The following is a 15869-nucleotide window of genomic DNA, read 5'->3' as shown; positions in this document are numbered from 1 at the left end:
CGCCGCGCGTGATGCGCGGCAGGCGCGCGGCGAAGAACATCAGCGGGCAGAACACCACCAGGAACAGGCCGAGCATGGCCTTGAACAGCGGAACGTCCATGCGCGGCAGGATCAGCAGGCCCAGCGGCAGGCCGGCCAGCGCACCCGCGAGAAACGGCCACAGGCGGCTCCAGGCAAAGCCGCGCCGCACCGTGAACGTGCCCAGCAGCTGCCCCGTGAGCCCGCCGAACACGGCCAGCGCGACCGCCAGCCGCGGCTCCAGCGTCCATGCCCAGATCGACATGCAGGTGAGGCTGAAGCCGAACCCGGTGAGGCCCTGGATGAAGCCGGCGGCCGCTGCGCCGAGGAGGATGGTGGGGAGGAGGTCCAAGGCGAACGATGGTAAGCCTTCCTCGTTGGCCGGCATGGGGTCGGGACCTCGCCTCTACGCCAAGATCGGCGCATCATCCACGGGTGACCACGCCCATCCCAACCCTCTACGAATGGCTCGGCGGCATCGATGCCCTGAACCGACTGACGGCGCGCTTCTACGAGCGCGTGCGGGACAACGCGATCCTTGCGCCGGTTTTCGCGCACATGGATGGCGAGCATCCACAGCACGTTGCGGCATTCCTGGCTGAAGTGCTTGGCGGGCCGGCCAACTACTCGGAAAGCCATGGCGGCCATCCTCACATGATCCAGCAGCACCTGAACCGCCACCTCAATCACATCCAAAGGCAGGAGTGGGTCGCGCTGCTCCTTGATACGGCCGACGCGCTGGAGATGCCGGACGATCCGGAATTCCGCTCGGCGCTGGTCGGCTACCTGGAATGGGGTTCGCGGCTCGCCGTGATCAACTCCCAGCCAGGCGTCGCAGTGGACCCGCATGCGCCCATGCCGAAGTGGGGCTGGGGCGAAGTCAAGGGCCCGTACTTGCCGTGAACCCGGCGGGTGTCAGTCCAGGGGCTTCTCGCCCGTGGGCACCGGTGCCGCTTCGTCGGGAATCTTCGCGGTGTCGGACGCATGGTTTTCCATGTGGGTCTTCTTGCCCGGCTGCGGCGTCTTGTCTGCCCCGGGAGCAATCGCCTCGCCCTGGTGCTTTTTCTCTTGCTGGACTTTCTTGTCGTGGGCGATGTTGCGCGGGTCGGTCATTGCGTGTTCCTTCGTTATTGAGGGCACATCCTTTACCGAATACGGTCCAGTTGGGGTAGGACAACCCGACATTGCACATCGGACGATGCGCCACGCGGCCGCTGAGGTTGTCATTGCCGTTTCACGCAGCGAGGCCAACAATGGCGCACCCGCATCGTCCGCGGGTGACAACGCGAGCAATCCAATGAACATCAAATTCCTGATCGCCGCCGTGGGGCTGGCCTTCCTGCAGGCGTGCGGCGGCTCGGATAACACCACGTACAACACCCTGGACGGCGCGCGGCCGCTGGTCATCGCGCACCGCGGCGCCTCGGGCGAGCTGCCCGAGCACACGCTGGAGGGCTACCGCCGCGCCATCGAGCAGGGCGCCGACTTCATCGAGCCGGATCTCGTGCTCACCAAGGACGGCGTGATGGTCGCGCGCCACGAGCCGGTGCTGGACGGCACCACCGACGTGGCCGCCAAATTCCCCGCCAGCCGCAAGACCACCAAGAACCTGGACGGCGTGCCGACCACGGCCTACTTCGCCAGCGAATTCACGCTGGCCGAGATCAAGACGCTGCGCGCCATCCAGCCGCGCACGGGCCGCTCCACGCAGTACGACGGCCTGTACTCGATTCCCACGCTCGACGAGGTGATCGCGCTGGCGAAGTCGACGAGCCGCACGGTGGGCATTTATCCGGAAATCAAGCACTCCACCTTCCACGCCACGGTGGCGGGCTTCGGCGCCAACGTGTTCGAGGACAAGCTGCTCGCCACGCTGCACGCGGCCTTCGGCAACAGCGCATCGGCGCCGGTGTTCATCCAGTCGTTCGAGGTATCCAACCTGCAGTATCTGAACGGCAAGACCAGCATCAAGCTGGTGCAGCTGATCGACGCCGATGACGTGAACAACGACGGCAGCCTGTCGCTGGTGGCGCCGTTTCGCCAGCCGTACGACTTCGTGGTCAAGGGCGACGCGCGCACCTTCGCCGACCTGTTGACCGACCCCGGCCTGGCCTTCGTCAAGAGCTACGCCGACGCCATCGGCCCGTGGAAGCCGTACCTGGTGAAGACGGTGAACGACGGCGTCGAGCGCACCGGCGATGCCACGCTGACCGCCGCCGACCGCCGCGTGGACGGCAGCACCGGCGTCATCGAGCGGGCGCACGCCAAGGGCCTGCTGGTGCACACCTGGACCTTCCGCAATGACGCAGGAACCTACGGCTTCAAGGACCCGCAAAAGGAGATCGAGTACTACTTCAAGCTGGGGGTGGACGGGCTGTTCACGGACTTCCCGGCGACGGGCGTGGCAGCGCGCGCGGCGATCTGACGGGCTGCGTGCTCTTCAACTTACTTCACCGCAGAGGCGCCGTCTGCACCTCTGCGGTGAATGCCTTCTGACGGCTTACTCGTCGTAAGCCGACACCGGCACGCAGCTGCAGAACAGATTCCTGTCCCCGTACACGTTGTCCACCCGCCCCACCGGCGGCCAGTACTTCGCGTGGCGGCGTTCGTCCAGCACCGCGGCGCCCGCTTCGCGCGAATACGCGTGCGCCCACTCGCCCTTGAGCAGCGTCGTCGCCGTGTGCGGCGCGTGCTTCAGGGGGTTGTCGTCCTGCGGCCATTCGCCGCGCTCGATGCGGCGGATCTCTTCGCGGATCGCGATCATCGCCTCGATGAAGCGGTCGATCTCGTCCAGCGTCTCGCTCTCGGTCGGCTCCACCATCAGCGTGCCGGGCACCGGGAAGCTGAGCGTGGGCGCGTGGAAGCCGTAGTCGATGAGCCGCTTGGCCACGTCTTCGGCCGTCACGCCGCTGGTGTCCTTCAGCGGGCGCAGGTCCAGGATGCACTCGTGCGCGACGTGGCCGTTGGGGCTGGCGTACAGCGTGGGGTAGTGGTCGCGCAGCCGCACGCTGATGTAGTTGGCGCTGAGGATGGCCGCTTCGGTGGCCTGCTGCAGGCCTTCGGCGCCCATCATGCGGCAGTACATCCAGCTGATCGGCAGCACCGCGGCATTGCCCAGCGGCGCGGCCGATACCGCGCCCACCGTGTGGCCGGTGTCGCCGCCGGTGGCGTGCCCGGGCAGGAACGGCACCAAGTCCGCCACCACGCAAACCGGGCCCACGCCCGGGCCGCCGCCGCCGTGCGGGATGCAGAAAGTCTTGTGCAGGTTCAGGTGGCTCACGTCGCCGCCGAACTCGCCGGGCGCGGCCACGCCGACCAGCGCGTTCATGTTGGCGCCGTCCACGTACACGCGGCCGCCGTGCTGGTGCACCAGGGCGCACAGTTCCTTGACCTGCGTCTCGAACACGCCGTGCGTGCTCGGGTAGGTGATCATCACGCAGGCCAGGTCGTCCTTGTGCTGCTCGCACTTGGCCTGCAGGTCCGCCATGTCCACGTTGCCGCTGGCGTCGCAGGCCGTCACCACCACATGCATGCCCGCCATCTGCGCGCTGGCGGGGTTGGTGCCGTGCGCCGACGACGGAATCAGGCAGACCTTGCGGTGGCCTTCGCCGCGGCTGGCGTGCCAGGCCTGGATGGCGAGCAGGCCGGCGTACTCGCCCTGCGAACCGGCATTGGGCTGCAGGCTGACACCGGCGTAGCCGGTGGCCTCGCACAGCCAGGCGCGCAGCTGCGCGTCCAGCTCGGCGTAGCCCTGCTGCTGCTCGCGCGGCGCGAACGGGTGGATGTGCGCGAACTCCGGCCAGGTGATGGGAATCATCTCGCTGGTGGCGTTCAGCTTCATGGTGCAGCTGCCCAGCGGGATCATGCTGCGGTCCAGCGCCAGGTCCTTGTCGGACAGCGCGCGCAGGTAGCGCAGCATGCTGGTCTCGCTGTGGTGCGTGTTGAACACCGGGTGCGTGAGGAAAGCGCTGGTACGGCGCAGCTCCTGCGGGATCAGCGGCTCGATGCCTTTCTCGAACGCATCGAACGAGGGCAGGGCCTTGCCGTCGCCGGAGAACACGCTCCACAGCAGCGCGATGTCTTCGCGCGTGGTGGTCTCGTCCAGCGAGATGCAGATGTAGTCCTGCCAGTACACGCGGATGTTGGCGCGCAACGCGCGCGCCTTGGCGGCGAAGGCGTCGGCCTGGCCCGGCACGTGCAGCGAGAGGGTGTCGAAGGCGGAGTTGGACCGCGCCGGCTGGCCCAGCTGCTCCAGGCCGCGCGCCAGGATGGCGGTGTAGCTGGCCACGCGCTGGGCGATGCGCTTCAAGCCCTGCGGGCCGTGGTACACGGCGTACATGCTCGCCACCACGGCGGGCAGCACCTGCGCCGTGCAGATGTTGGAGGTGGCCTTCTCGCGGCGGATGTGCTGCTCGCGCGTTTGCAGCGCGAGGCGGTAGGCCGGATTGCCGTGCACGTCCACGCTCACGCCGACCAGGCGGCCGGGCAGCGAGCGCTTGTAGTCGTCGCGGCAGGCCATGAAGGCGGCGTGCGGGCCGCCCGCGCCCATCGGCATGCCGAAGCGCTGCGTGGTGCCGACCACGATGTCGGCGTTGAATTCGCCGGGCGGCACCAGCAAGGTCAGGGCCAGCAGGTCGGCCGCGACGATGAAGGCGGCCTGTTTGGCGTGCACCGTGTCCACGTCGGCGCGCAGGTCGTCGATGCGGCCGCTGGTGGACGGGTACTGCACCAGCACGGCGAAGTAGTCGCTGGCCAGCAGGGTGGTCCATTCCTCGTGCGAGTTGGCCAGCACCACCTCGATGCCCAGCGGCCTGGCGCGCGTCTGCACCACCTCGATGGTCTGCGGATGGCAGTCGCCGGCCACCACGAAGCGGAGGCTCTTGCTCTTCACGCTGCGGCGCGCCAGCGTCATGGCCTCGGCGGCGGCCGTGGCCTCGTCCAGCATGGAGGCGTTGGCGATCGGCATGGCGGTGAGGTCGCACACCATGGTCTGGAAGTTCACCAGCGCCTCCATGCGGCCCTGGCTGATCTCGGCCTGGTAGGGCGTGTAGGCGGTGTACCAGGCCGGGTTCTCCAGCACGTTGCGCAGGATCACGCCCGGCGTGTGGGTGCCGTGGTAGCCCTGGCCGATGAAGCTCTTGAACACCTGGTTCTTCGAGGCCATCGCGCGCAGCTCTTGCAGCGCGGCGGCTTCGCTCGCCGCCGGCGGCAGCTGCATCGGCATGGCGCGCGCGATGGAGCGCGGCACGATGCTTTCGATCAGCGCGCGGCGCGAGGCCTCGCCGATCACCGACAGCATGTGGCGCTCGCCTTCTTCGTCGATGCCGATGTGGCGGGCGATGAATTCGGACGGGTTCTCGAGCTCGCCCAGCGGGCGGGCGGATTGCATCAGCATGGGTTTCCTCTTGGCTTCGACAGGCTCAGCCCGAACGGTCTTAGGCGTTGTCCTTGACGAACTTCTGGTAGGCCGGCTCGTCCATCAGCTGGTCGAACGCGGCCTTGTCGGTGATCTTCATCTTGAAGAACCAGCCCTTGTCCATCGGGTCGCTGTTGGCCAGCGACGGGTCGGCGCGCAGCGCCTCGTTGGCCTCGAGAACCTCGCCGTCCACCGGCATGAACAGGTCGGCCGCGGCCTTCACCGACTCGACCACGCCGGCCACCTCGCCCTTGCCGTAGGCCTTGCCGGTCTCGGGCAGGTCGACGAACACCACGTCGCCCAGCGCGTCCTGCGCATGCTGCGTGATGCCGACCACGGCATCGTCGTTCTCGTCGAGCTTGATCCACTCGTGCTCGGGCGTGTACCTGATGGTCGTCATGGCGTTCTCCTTGTGTTGCGGGCGTTCAGCCGCGGTAATAGCGATTGGGAATGAAAGGCATGGCGCTCACTTCCATGGGCACCGGCTTGCCGCGCACCACGGCGGTCACGCGCGTGCCGGCTGCCGCCAGCGCGGGCGGCAGGTAGCCCATGGCAACCGGCTTGCCGGTGCTCGGGCCCAGCAGGCCGCTGGTGACCTCGCCGACGCGCGCGCCCTGGGCGTCCTGCAGCTCGGTGTGCTCGCGCACCGGCACGCGCTCCAGCGCCACCAGCCCGACGCGCTTGCGCGCGAGCGGCACTGTGCCGTCCAGCTGGCCCAGCACCTTGTCCGCGCCGGGGAAGCCGCCGGCGCGCGCGCCGCCGGTGCGCCGCACCTTCTGGATGGCCCAGTTCAGCGCCGCCTCGACGGGCGTGGTGGTGGTGTCGATGTCGTTGCCGTAGAGGCACAGGCCCGCTTCCAGGCGCAGCGAGTTGCGCGCGCCCAGGCCGATGGGCTTGACCTCCGGCTGGGCCATCAGGGCGCGCGCGAAGGCGTCGGCCTGGCCGGCGGGCACAGAGATCTCGAAGCCGTCTTCGCCGGTGTAGCCGCTGCGGGTGATGAAAAGCTCGGCGCCTTGCCAGGCGAAGCGCTCGCCGGTCATGAACACCAGCTTGGCCACGCCGGGCAGCAGGCGCTGCAGCGCGTCCACCGCCTTGGGGCCCTGCAGCGCGAGCAGGGCGCGCTCGGGCATGGGAATGACCTGGCAGCGCATGCCGATGCGCGACTGGATGTGCGCGATGTCGCCCGCCTTGCAGGCACCGTTGACGATCACGAAGATGTCGTCGCCGCGGTTGGCGAACATCAGGTCGTCGATGATGGTGCCTTCCTCGGTCAGCAGCAGCCCGTAGCGCTGCTTGCCCACCGGCAGGTCGACCACGTCGACCGGCATCAAAGTCTCGAACGCGGCGGCCGCATCGGGTCCGACCAGGCGCAGCTGGCCCATGTGCGAAACGTCGAACAGGCCGGCGGCGTCGCGGGTGTGGAGGTGTTCGGCCATCAGGCCGGCGGGGTACTGCACGGGCATGGAGTAGCCCGCGAACGGGACCATGCGCGCACCCAGTTCCAGGTGCAGGGCGTGCAGGGGAGTCTTGAGAAGCTCTTGCGGGCTGGCTTGTTCTTGGGTGGACACGCGGGTGGCTCCAGGGGCGTTCGAAACCATGGCGGTGCGTATGCACCCACCATGGGCGGCCCCTGCTGTCCGCTTTACCTGAGAGATTCACCCCCTCGCGAGGGTTTGCTCCTTCGGTGGGCCGCCGGGGGCGGCCTCTCTCCAGCAAGGAAACGCCCCGCAAACGGGACGCTCGTCAGTCCTGGGTACCTGAGCGTTCGGCTGTGCGCCTGCGCCTTCGGTGGCCGCGGTTCTCGTGGAGCCCGCGGCACTCTCCTGACAGCGCGGATTGTAGCCGGCCGCGCTGCCGGATCCGCTACTTGTGATAGACCAGATCGCGCAGGCCCAGCGACAGGCTTGGCACGTAGGTGACGATCATCAGGCAGCCCAGCACCACCAGCACGAAGGGCAGCAGCGAGCTGATGATGCGGTCCAGCGAAATGCGCGCCACCGTGCAGGCGGCGAACAGGTTCACGCCGAAGGGCGGGGTGATCATGCCCAGCGCCAGGTTCACCACCATCACCAGCCCGAAGTGCACCGGGTCGATGCCGAAGTGCATGGCCACCGGCGCCAGGATCGGCGCCAGCACGATGATGGCCGCGCTGGTTTCGATGAACATGCCGATGACGAACAGCGCCGCGTTCACGCCCAGCAGGAAATAGCCGGGGCTCTGCAGCACCGCCTCCAGCCAGCGGCCGATGGCCTCGGGCACGCCGGCGCGCGTGATCAGGAAGGCGAACAGGCCGGCGTTGGCGATGATGAACATGATCACCGCCGACGACATGACCGACTTGCGCAGGATGGCGTACAGGGCCTTCGGGCTGATCTCGCGGTAGATCAGCATGCCCACCACCAGCGCGTACAGCACCGCCACGGCCGAGGCCTCGGTCGGCGTGAACACGCCGCCGTAGATGCCGCCCAGAATGATCACGGGCATCAGCAGCGCCCAGCCGGCCTGCCAAGTGGCGCGGCCGAACGACAGGCGGCCTTCGCCGTCGCTCTTGCCCCAGCCCTTCCACTTGCAGAACAGGTAGACGAACAGCATCAGCGCGCCGCCGATCAGCAGGCCCGGACCGAAGCCGGCGATGAACAGCTCGCCGATGGAGACTTCGGCGCTCACGCCGTACAGGATCATCGGGATCGACGGCGGAATGATCACGCCCAGCTCGGCGCTGGTGGCCTGCAGCGCGGCCGCGTAGCTGACCGGGTAGCCGTGCTTGATCAGCGCCGGGATCAGGATGGCGCCGATGGCGAAGGTGGTGGCCACCGAGGAGCCCGATACCGCCGCGAAGATCATGCAGGTGAGCACGCAGGTCATGGGCAGGCCGCCCTGCACGCCGCCCACGATGCTCTTGGCGAATTCGACCAGGCGGCGCGAGATGCCGCCGGTTTCCATCAGGTTGCCCGCCAGGATGAAGAACGGAATGGCCGCCAGCGGAAACTTGTTGATGGAATTGAACATCTCCTTCACGGAGATCAGCATCGGCGCGCCGGTGACCTGGATGCCCAGCATGGATGCCAGGCCGATCGACACGGCCACCGAGATGCTGAGCGCGAAGCACAGCACCATGGTGACGACCATCGCGGTCGTCATTGCACGAACCTCATCGCAGGCACCTCATTGCGCAGTTTCCAGTTCCATCCGTTTGGGGTCCAGCAGGTTGCCCACGATGCCCAGCGCGGAGAACACCGCGCCGACCGGCATGGCCAGGTAGGCCCAGAACATGGACACGTCCTCCAGCCCGATCATGGTCTGCACCCTGCCGCGCTGCGCGTAGTCCCAGCCCCACCAGAAGATGATGCCCACCAGCACCAGCGCGGCCAGGCACACCGCCCAGTCCAGCACGCGCTTGAGCGCGGGCGGGCTCCAGCGGTAGACCACGTCCACGCTGACCATGGCGCCCTGGCGGAACGCCATGGGAATGCCCAGGAACACCATCCAGATCAGGCTGAAGCGGATCATGACCTCGGTCCACTCGGCCGGCTGTTCCAGCACGAAGCGGGTGACGATCTGGAACACGCCCAGCGCGGAGGCGACCACCAGCATCGCGCAGGCGCCGGCCATGGCCAGCGTGCTGCACGCATGCTCGAAGCGCAGGAAAGCGGCGCGTCCCACCGCTTACTTGAAGTTGCGGATGCGGTCGATGTTGGGCTTGCCGAACTGCTTTTCGAATTCGGCGTTCACGGGTGCCAGCGCCTGCACGAACTTGGCCTTGTCGACGTTGTCGATCACCGTCATGCCCTTGGCGCGCAGGTCGGCCACGCCCTTGGCGTCGTCCTCGTCCACGCGGGCGCGGTTGGCCTTGGTGCCTTCGTGGGCGGCGTCGATGAAGGCCTGCTTGTCGGCCGCGCTCAGCTTCTCGAAGGAGGCCTTGTTCATCAGGAAGATGCAGGGCGAATACACGTGGCCTGTCAGCGTCAGGTGCTTTTGCACCTGGTCGAACTTGGCGGAGATGATCACCGACAGCGGGTTCTCCTGGCCGTCCACCGTGCCCTGCTGCAGGGCGGTGAACACCTCGGGGAAGGCCATGGGCGTGGTGACGATGCCGAAGCCCTTGTAGGCGGCAATGTGCACCGGGTTCTCCATGGTGCGCATCTTCAGGCCCTTGAGGTCCTCGGGCACCTTCACGTCGCGCTTGCTGTTGGTCATGTGGCGGAAACCGTTCTCCGCCCAGGCCAGCGCCTTGAAGCCCTTGGAGTCGAATTTCTGCAGCATTTCCTGGCCGATCGGGCCGTCCAGCACGGCGCGGGCATGCGCCTTGTCGCGGAACAGGAAGGGCACGTCGAGGATCTTGGTCTCGGGCACGAAGTTGGGCACCGGGCCGGTGGAGCTGAAGGCCAGCTCCTGGGTGCCCAGCTGCACCGCCTCGATCGACTCGCGCTCGCCGCCCAGGGCGCCGCTGTAGAAGGTCTGCACCTTGTAGCGGCCGCCCGTGCGCTTCTCGACTTCCTTGGCGAAGGTGTCGATCGCCACGCCCTGGTGCGAATTCTGCGCCACCGAGATGCTGATCTTCATGGTGGTCTGGGCCATGGCGCCGGACACCAGGCCAAGGCCGAGGGCCATGCCCAGAACGAGTCGGGTCAACTTCACTGCTGTCTCCTCAATGGTCATACGAAAGGGGGCCCGGGCATTCTGCCAGCTTCGGGGCCGCCAGCGCATGAGGAGAAACGCGAGCGGCGCCCGCGCTACATGTTGGTGTAGTTCGGCCCGCCGCCGCCTTCGGGCGTGACCCACACGATGTTCTGCGTCGGGTCCTTGATGTCGCAGGTCTTGCAGTGCACGCAGTTCTGCGCGTTGATCTGCAGCCGGTCGGCGCCGGCGTCGGTCTTCACGAACTCATACACGCCGGCCGGGCAGTAGCGCTGCTCGGGGCCGCCGTACTTGGCCAGGTTCACGTCCACCGGCACCGAGGCATCCTTGAGCGTCAGGTGCGCGGGCTGGTCCTCGCCGTGGTTGGTGTTGGAGATGAACACCGACGACAGCTTGTCGAAGGTGAGCTTGCCGTCCGGCTTGGGATAGGCGATGGGCTTGCAGTCGGCCGCCGGCTTCAGGGACACATGGTCCGGCTCGTCGCGGTGCAGCGTCCACGGCATGCGGCCGCTCAGCAGTTTCTGCTCGACGCCGTTCATGATGGTGGCCGGCAGCAGCCCCTTCTTGAACCAGGCCTTGAAGTTGCGCGTGCGGTTCAGCTCGTCGTGCAGCCACGACTTCTCGAAGGCTTCCGGATAGGCGGCGAGCTCGTCGTGCTGGCGCCCGGCGCCCAGCGCCTCGAACGCGGCTTCGGCGGCCAGCATGCCGGTCTTGATGGCGGCGTGGCTGCCCTTGATGCGCGCCGCGTTCAGGTAGCCGGCGTCGTCGCCCACCAGTGCGCCGCCGGGGAACACCTGCTTGGGCAGCGACAGCAGGCCGCCGGCCGTGATGGCGCGCGCGCCGTACGAGACGCGCTTGCCGCCTTCGAGGTACCAGCGGATGTTGCGGTGGGTCTTCCAGCGCTGCATTTCCTCGAACGGGTTCAGGTAGGGGTTGGCATAGTCCAGGCCAACCACGTAGCCGAGCGCGACCTGGCTGTTCTCCATGTGGTACATGAAGGCGCCGCCGTAGGTGTCGTTGGGCAGCGGCCAGCCGGCCGAGTGCAGCACCAGGCCCGGTTCGTGGCGCTTGGGGTCGACCTCCCACAGCTCCTTCACGCCGATGCCGTAGGCCTGCGGGTCGCGGCCGGCGTCGAGCTTGAACCTGGCGATCAGCTGCTTGCCCAGGTGGCCCCGGCAGCCTTCGGCGAACACGGTGTACTTGGCGTGCAGCTCCATGCCGAGCTGGAACGCCTCGGTCGGCTCGCCGTCCTTGCCGACACCCATGTTGCCGGTGGCCACGCCGCGCACCGAGCCGTCCTCGTTGTAGAGCACTTCGGCGGCGGGAAAGCCGGGGAAGATCTCCACGCCCAGCGCCTCGGCCTGCTGGGCCAGCCAGCGCGTGACGTTGGCCAGGCTGACGATGTAGTTGCCGTGGTTCTTGAACACCCAGGGCAGCGCGAAGTTCGGCACGCGCAAGGAGCCGGTCTCCGACAGGAACAGCATCGCGTCCTCGGTCACCGGCTGGTTGAGCGGCGCGCCCTTGGCCTTCCAGTCGGGGATGAGTTCACCCAGTGCGCGCGGGTCCATCACGGCGCCCGAGAGGATGTGCGCGCCCGGCTCGGAGCCTTTTTCCAGCACCACCACCGAGACTTCGCGCTCGTGCTCGGCGGCAAGCTGCTTCAGGCGGATGGCGGTGGCCAGCCCCGCGGGTCCCGCGCCGACCACCACCACGTCGTACTCCATGGCTTCGCGGGGGCCGTACTGGGAAAGGATGTCCTGGGGCGTCATGGTGTTGTTGTTTCTGCTGTGGACAAGGGTCGCCGGATTCTATCCAGCGGGGCGGCGTTTGAAGGGCCGATGCTGTCACCTGCGAACGCGGGCGATCCGCCGCTGTTGCGCCGCGGTGCCGCTGGCGTTACCGGCCATGCTATCTTCAGCGAGACCTTGTTACTGAAGATTTGGAAGAGATGAGCTACACCATCGACCTCTCCGGCCGCGTGGCCTTCGTGACGGGGGCCTCCAGCGGCCTGGGCACGCAGTTCGCCCGCGTGCTGGCGCGCTCCGGTGCCGCCGTGGTGCTGGCGGCCCGGCGCATGGAACGCCTGAAGGAGCTGCGCGCGCAGATCGAGGGCGAGGGCGGCGACGCGCATGTGATCGAGCTGGACGTGGCCGACACCGCCAGCATCCGCTCGGCCGTGGCGCACGCGGAAACCGAGGTTGGCTCGATCGACATTCTGGTCAACAACTCCGGCGTGGGCAGCACGCAGCGCCTGCAGGAGGTGACCGAGGAGGATTTCGACTTCGTCTTCGACGTCAACGTGAAAGGCGCGTTCTTCGTGGCGCAGGAAGTCGGCAAGCGCATGCTGGCACGCGCCCGCGGCGCGGCGCCGGGCACCTACACCGGCGGGCGCATCATCAACGTCGCCTCGATGGCGGGCCTGCGGCCTCTGCCGCAGATCGGCGTGTACTCCATGAGCAAGGCGGCGGTGGTGCACATGACCAAGGCCATGGCCGCCGAGTGGGGCCGCTACGGCATCAACGTGAACGCGCTGTGCCCCGGCTACATCGACACCGAGATCAACCACCACCACTGAAGAAGCTCATCGACATGCTGCCGCGCAAGCGCCTGGGCAAGCCCGAGGACCTCGATACGCTGATGGTGCTGCTGGCGTCCGACCAGAGCCATTTCGTCAATGGCGCGGTGATCGCCGCCGACGACGGCTTCGGCGTCTGATGGCCGTGCCGCGGTGCTGACCGGCGTCCTGGCCGGCCTGGCCGCCGGCGCCTTGTGGGGCCTGGTGTTCGTGGCCCCGCGCATGGTCGGCGGCTTCTCGCCGGTGGACCTGTCGTCCGGGCGCTTCGCCGCCTATGGCCTGGTGTCGGCCGCCGTAATGCTGCTGGGCCTGCGCACGCGCCGCCTGCCCACTGCGCGCCAGATGGGCGCCGCGCTCGGCATGAGCGTGCTGGGCTTCACCGGCTACTACCTGCTGCTGGTGCTAGCAATCCGTGACGCGGGCTCCGAAGTGCCCAGCCTCATCATCGGCACGATCCCCATCTGGGTGATGCTGCTGGGCAAACCGGCCGGCCTGCGCTGGTCGGCGCTGCTGCCCGGCCTGCTGCTCACGCTGGGCGGCCTGGGACTGATGATGGGCACGCAGCATGGCGGCGGCGGCGGTGATGTGGCGGCAGGCGCGCACTACTGGCGCGGCATCGCGCTGGCGGTCGGCGCGCTGGTCTGCTGGACGGCGTTTGCCATTCTCAACGCGGCCTGGCTGAAGCGCCACGCGGAAGTGAACGCCACCGACTGGGCCAACTGGCTGGGCGTGGCCACCGGCCTGGGCGCGCTGGTGCTGTGGGCCTTCGCCGGCTCCAACGCGCACGAGATGGCCGGCCGCGAGGGCCTGGGCCTGTTCGCGCTGCTGTGCGCGGCCACCGGCATCGGCTCGGCGTGGCTGGCCACCATTTTGTGGAACATCGCCAGCCAGCGTCTCTCGGCCAGCCTGTGCGGCCAGCTCATCGTCAGCGAAACACTGTTCGCGCTGGCCTATTCTTTCGCCTGGGACGGCCACTGGCCAACCTGGGCGCAGGCAGCCGCCTGCGTGCTGTTCACCCTGGGCATCCTCGCATCGATCAAGGCGCACCGATGAAGTTCGACATTCCCGAAAAGAAGAAGCTGGTCTACGGGATGGTGATTCCCATCCGCTGGGGCGACATGGACGCCATGGGCCACGTCAACAACACGGTGTACTTCCGCTACCTGGAGACGGCCCGCATCGACTGGCTGCGCTCCATCGGCTGCATGCCCGATCCGCGCGGCGAGGGCCCGGTGATCGTCAATGCGTTCTGCACCTTCAAAAAGCAGCTGGAGTACCCCGGCGATGTGCTTTTGAAGATGTACGTGAGCGACCCCGGCCGCAGCAGCTTCGAGAGCTGGTCCACGCTGGCGCGCACCGACGACCCCGACACGGTCTATGCCGAAGGCGGCGCCACCACGGTGTGGGTGGACTTCCCGAAGCAGAAGTCGGCGCCGCTGCCGGCGTGGCTCAAGGCAACGATGGAGTGAGCGCGAGGCCGACAGCGTAGAGCGCCAGCGCCAGCAGCGCGCCGGCCAGCGGAATGCGGAACCAGTGCAGCCGCGCCAGCACGGCGTAGCAGGCCAGCACCACAAGGCCCGCGGCGCGCAGGAACAGCGACTGCGCCAGCCAGTCGGCATGCCACAGCGCAAAGTAGCCGTACAGCGCGCCGAACAGCAGCAAGCCCAGGCCGTGGCTGGCGTTGAAGCCGATCCAGGCATTCCACACCGTGGTCTGCCGCGACAGGCGCAGGGTGTCGCCGCGCATCTGCGCCTGCGTGGCCGGATCGCGCGGCAGGAGCTTGGGGCCGCGGTAGGTGTAGACCAAATGCAGCGCCCCGAGCAGGGCCAGCAGGCCTGCGGCGGCGGCGATCAGGAGCGGGCCGGGCGGCGCGCTCACTGGGCCGGGCTCGGCTTCTTTTCCTTCGGCACCCGCCCCATCAGGTAGAACTCGGGGTTGGGCATCATGCCGGCGAAGCTGGCCATGCGGTTGGACAGGCCGAAGAACGCCGTGATGGCCGCGATGTCCCACACGTCCTCGTCGGAGAAACCGTGCGCGTGCAGCGCCTCGGTGTCGGCGTCGTCGACCTCGTGCGAGCGCAGGCACACCTTCATCGCGAAGTCCAGCATGGCGCGCTGGCGCGGCGTGATGTCGGCCTTGCGCCAGTTCACCGCGACCTGGTCGGCCACCAGCGGCTTCTTCTCGTAGATGCGCAGGATGGCGCCGTGCGCCACCACGCAATACAGGCAGCTGTTGGCCGCGCTGGTGGCGGTGACGATCATCTCGCGCTCGCCCTTGGTCAGGCCGCTCTCGCGCCCTACGGTGTCCGGCGCCATCAGCGCGTCGTGGTAGGCGAAGAAGGCGCGCCACTCGGCCGGCCGGCGCGCCAGCGCCAGGAACACGTTGGGCACGAAGCCGGACTTTTCCTGCACCTCCAGAATGCGTGCGCGCATGTCCTCGGGCAGGTCCTTGAGTTCGGGATGGGGGTAGCGGTTCGTCATTCCGTGAGATTAACGGCATTTGCATAGCAAATCGGCAACTCGACCGTGTGCAACATATGTGACGGCGGTGCACTCCTACGGTCCGGCTGGGCTATGTTTATGGCATGAAAGTTCCGCAGCACAAAGGCATGATCTTCGTCGGCGGCCTGCTTGTCGGGGCCATCGTCGGCGCCGGCATCCTGCTGGGGGTGCGCGACCCGCTGGTGCAGCGTCCCCTGGCGGAGCAGGCTTTCGCGACACCCGCGCCGAAAGCCGTTCCACGGGTCGCCAACTGCGTGTTCGCGCCCATCGTGGCCAGCGGCCCCAAGGGCGACGGGCTGTTCGCGCTGCCGCAGGACGCGCGCGACGCGACCGCCGCCGATGCCGCCGCCTACGTCATCGTGGGCCGCGACGCCGCCGCCCAGGGCCGGCCGCGCGACGCCGAGGTGGCTTTCATGACGTCCTGCCGCATGGCGGGGCCCAACGACACCGTCGAGATGGCGGAAGCCAAGTACCAGCTGGGCAGCCACTACGTCGCCATGGCGGCGACGGACGCGGCCATCCGGGCCCAGGCCCTGAAGCGCGCCGAGGCCCTGCTGTCGGACAGCGTGGTGCTGTACGGATCGCGCCTGGGCCTGGACAACGAGAAGACGCGGGTTGCCGCGGCCAGCCTGGCCGGCGTGGAGCGCACCCTCGTCGGGCCGGTGGAGCAAGCGCCGGGCGTGCCGCGCACGCTGCTGGCCGAACGCTCCCAGTACGACGC

General features: G+C 68.0%; 15 protein-coding genes, 2 pseudogenes and 2 riboswitches. Of the genes and pseudogenes, 6 read left to right on the top strand and 11 right to left on the bottom strand.

What is annotated here, in order from left to right; translation table 11 throughout:
- Positions 1–370 (bottom strand): sulfite exporter TauE/SafE family protein (locus H0U68_RS05450; RefSeq protein WP_296353441.1); only part of this gene is annotated, 370 nt, incomplete at its 3' end.
- 83 nt (positions 371–453) lie between these two features.
- Between H0U68_RS05450 and H0U68_RS05445 the strand changes: the two genes are divergently transcribed.
- Positions 454–921, top strand: coding sequence for a group II truncated hemoglobin (locus tag H0U68_RS05445; protein ID WP_296353439.1), 468 nt, complete (start codon positions 454–456; stop codon positions 919–921).
- Between the two features lie 12 nt (positions 922–933).
- On the opposite strand, the gene H0U68_RS05440 is transcribed toward H0U68_RS05445, so the two are convergent.
- Positions 934–1131 (bottom strand): hypothetical protein, encoded by a 198-nt coding sequence (locus H0U68_RS05440; protein ID WP_296353437.1) that lies wholly within the window; start codon positions 1129–1131, stop codon positions 934–936.
- A 184-nt stretch (positions 1132–1315) separates the two neighbouring features.
- Between H0U68_RS05440 and H0U68_RS05435 the strand changes: the two genes are divergently transcribed.
- Positions 1316–2443 (top strand): glycerophosphodiester phosphodiesterase, encoded by a 1128-nt coding sequence (locus tag H0U68_RS05435; RefSeq protein ID WP_296353435.1) that lies wholly within the window; start codon positions 1316–1318, stop codon positions 2441–2443.
- 75 nt (positions 2444–2518) lie between these two features.
- Here H0U68_RS05435 and gcvP read toward each other — a convergent pair whose 3' ends face one another.
- The 7 genes from gcvP to H0U68_RS05400 all read right to left on the bottom strand — a co-directional run bounded on the left by gcvP (position 2519) and on the right by H0U68_RS05400 (position 11841).
- Positions 2519–5413 carry an aminomethyl-transferring glycine dehydrogenase gene (gene gcvP, locus H0U68_RS05430; RefSeq protein ID WP_296353433.1) on the bottom strand — a complete coding sequence of 965 codons (2895 nt, stop codon included), beginning with the start codon at positions 5411–5413 and terminating at the stop codon, positions 2519–2521.
- Positions 5414–5453: 40 nt separating this feature from the next.
- On the bottom strand, positions 5454–5834 hold the full coding sequence (gcvH, locus tag H0U68_RS05425; protein WP_296353431.1) for a glycine cleavage system protein GcvH: 381 nt from the start codon (positions 5832–5834) through the stop codon (positions 5454–5456).
- Positions 5835–5859: 25 nt separating this feature from the next.
- Complete coding sequence (gcvT, locus tag H0U68_RS05420; RefSeq protein WP_296353429.1) at positions 5860–7032, bottom strand: glycine cleavage system aminomethyltransferase GcvT; 1173 nt, start codon at positions 7030–7032, stop codon at positions 5860–5862.
- A 25-nt stretch (positions 7033–7057) separates the two neighbouring features.
- A riboswitch (glycine riboswitch) is annotated at positions 7058–7157 on the bottom strand.
- An 11-nt stretch (positions 7158–7168) separates the two neighbouring features.
- A riboswitch (glycine riboswitch) is annotated at positions 7169–7270 on the bottom strand.
- Between the two features lie 27 nt (positions 7271–7297).
- Positions 7298–8575 (bottom strand): TRAP transporter large permease, encoded by a 1278-nt coding sequence (locus H0U68_RS05415; protein WP_296353427.1) that lies wholly within the window; start codon positions 8573–8575, stop codon positions 7298–7300.
- Positions 8576–8599: 24 nt separating this feature from the next.
- A complete protein-coding gene (locus tag H0U68_RS05410; RefSeq protein ID WP_296353442.1) occupies positions 8600–9046 on the bottom strand; it encodes a TRAP transporter small permease in 447 nt (148 codons plus the stop codon).
- A gap of 54 nt (positions 9047–9100) precedes the next feature.
- On the bottom strand, positions 9101–10072 hold the full coding sequence (locus H0U68_RS05405; protein ID WP_296353425.1) for a TRAP transporter substrate-binding protein: 972 nt from the start codon (positions 10070–10072) through the stop codon (positions 9101–9103).
- A gap of 95 nt (positions 10073–10167) precedes the next feature.
- Positions 10168–11841, bottom strand: a complete 1674-nt coding sequence (locus H0U68_RS05400; protein WP_296353423.1) for an electron transfer flavoprotein-ubiquinone oxidoreductase — start codon at positions 11839–11841, stop codon at positions 10168–10170.
- 179 nt (positions 11842–12020) lie between these two features.
- Here H0U68_RS05400 and H0U68_RS05395 point away from each other — a divergent pair.
- The 3 genes and pseudogenes from H0U68_RS05395 (at position 12021) to H0U68_RS05385 (ending at position 14116) form a co-directional block, all read left to right on the top strand.
- A pseudogene (locus H0U68_RS05395) lies at positions 12021–12787 on the top strand (SDR family oxidoreductase).
- 13 nt (positions 12788–12800) lie between these two features.
- Entirely contained in the window at positions 12801–13700 is a 900-nt protein-coding gene (locus H0U68_RS05390) for a DMT family transporter (protein WP_296353421.1), read from the top strand.
- Positions 13697–14116, top strand: a complete 420-nt coding sequence (locus tag H0U68_RS05385; protein ID WP_296353419.1) for an acyl-CoA thioesterase — start codon at positions 13697–13699, stop codon at positions 14114–14116. Before H0U68_RS05390 ends, H0U68_RS05385 begins: the two co-directional genes overlap by 4 nt.
- Here H0U68_RS05385 and H0U68_RS05380 read toward each other — a convergent pair.
- Together H0U68_RS05380 and H0U68_RS05375 are read right to left on the bottom strand one after the other, a co-directional pair.
- Positions 14097–14525 carry a hypothetical protein gene (locus tag H0U68_RS05380; RefSeq protein WP_296353417.1) on the bottom strand — a complete coding sequence of 143 codons (429 nt, stop codon included), beginning with the start codon at positions 14523–14525 and terminating at the stop codon, positions 14097–14099. The genes H0U68_RS05385 and H0U68_RS05380 overlap by 20 nt on opposite strands.
- Positions 14522–15127, bottom strand: a complete 606-nt coding sequence (locus H0U68_RS05375; RefSeq protein WP_296353415.1) for a peroxidase-related enzyme — start codon at positions 15125–15127, stop codon at positions 14522–14524. The genes H0U68_RS05380 and H0U68_RS05375 overlap by 4 nt, the downstream gene beginning before the upstream one ends.
- Positions 15128–15231: 104 nt before the next feature.
- On the opposite strand from H0U68_RS05375, the pseudogene H0U68_RS05370 reads away from it, so the two are divergent.
- A pseudogene (locus H0U68_RS05370) lies at positions 15232–15869 on the top strand (hypothetical protein); the annotation flags it as partial.

It is taken from the genome of Ramlibacter sp., from assembly GCF_013697775.1.
GTDB lineage: Bacteria > Pseudomonadota > Gammaproteobacteria > Burkholderiales > Burkholderiaceae_C > Ramlibacter.
The sequence above is the reverse complement of the archived record's forward strand: the minus strand, read 5'-3'. Positions and strand labels throughout refer to the sequence as shown.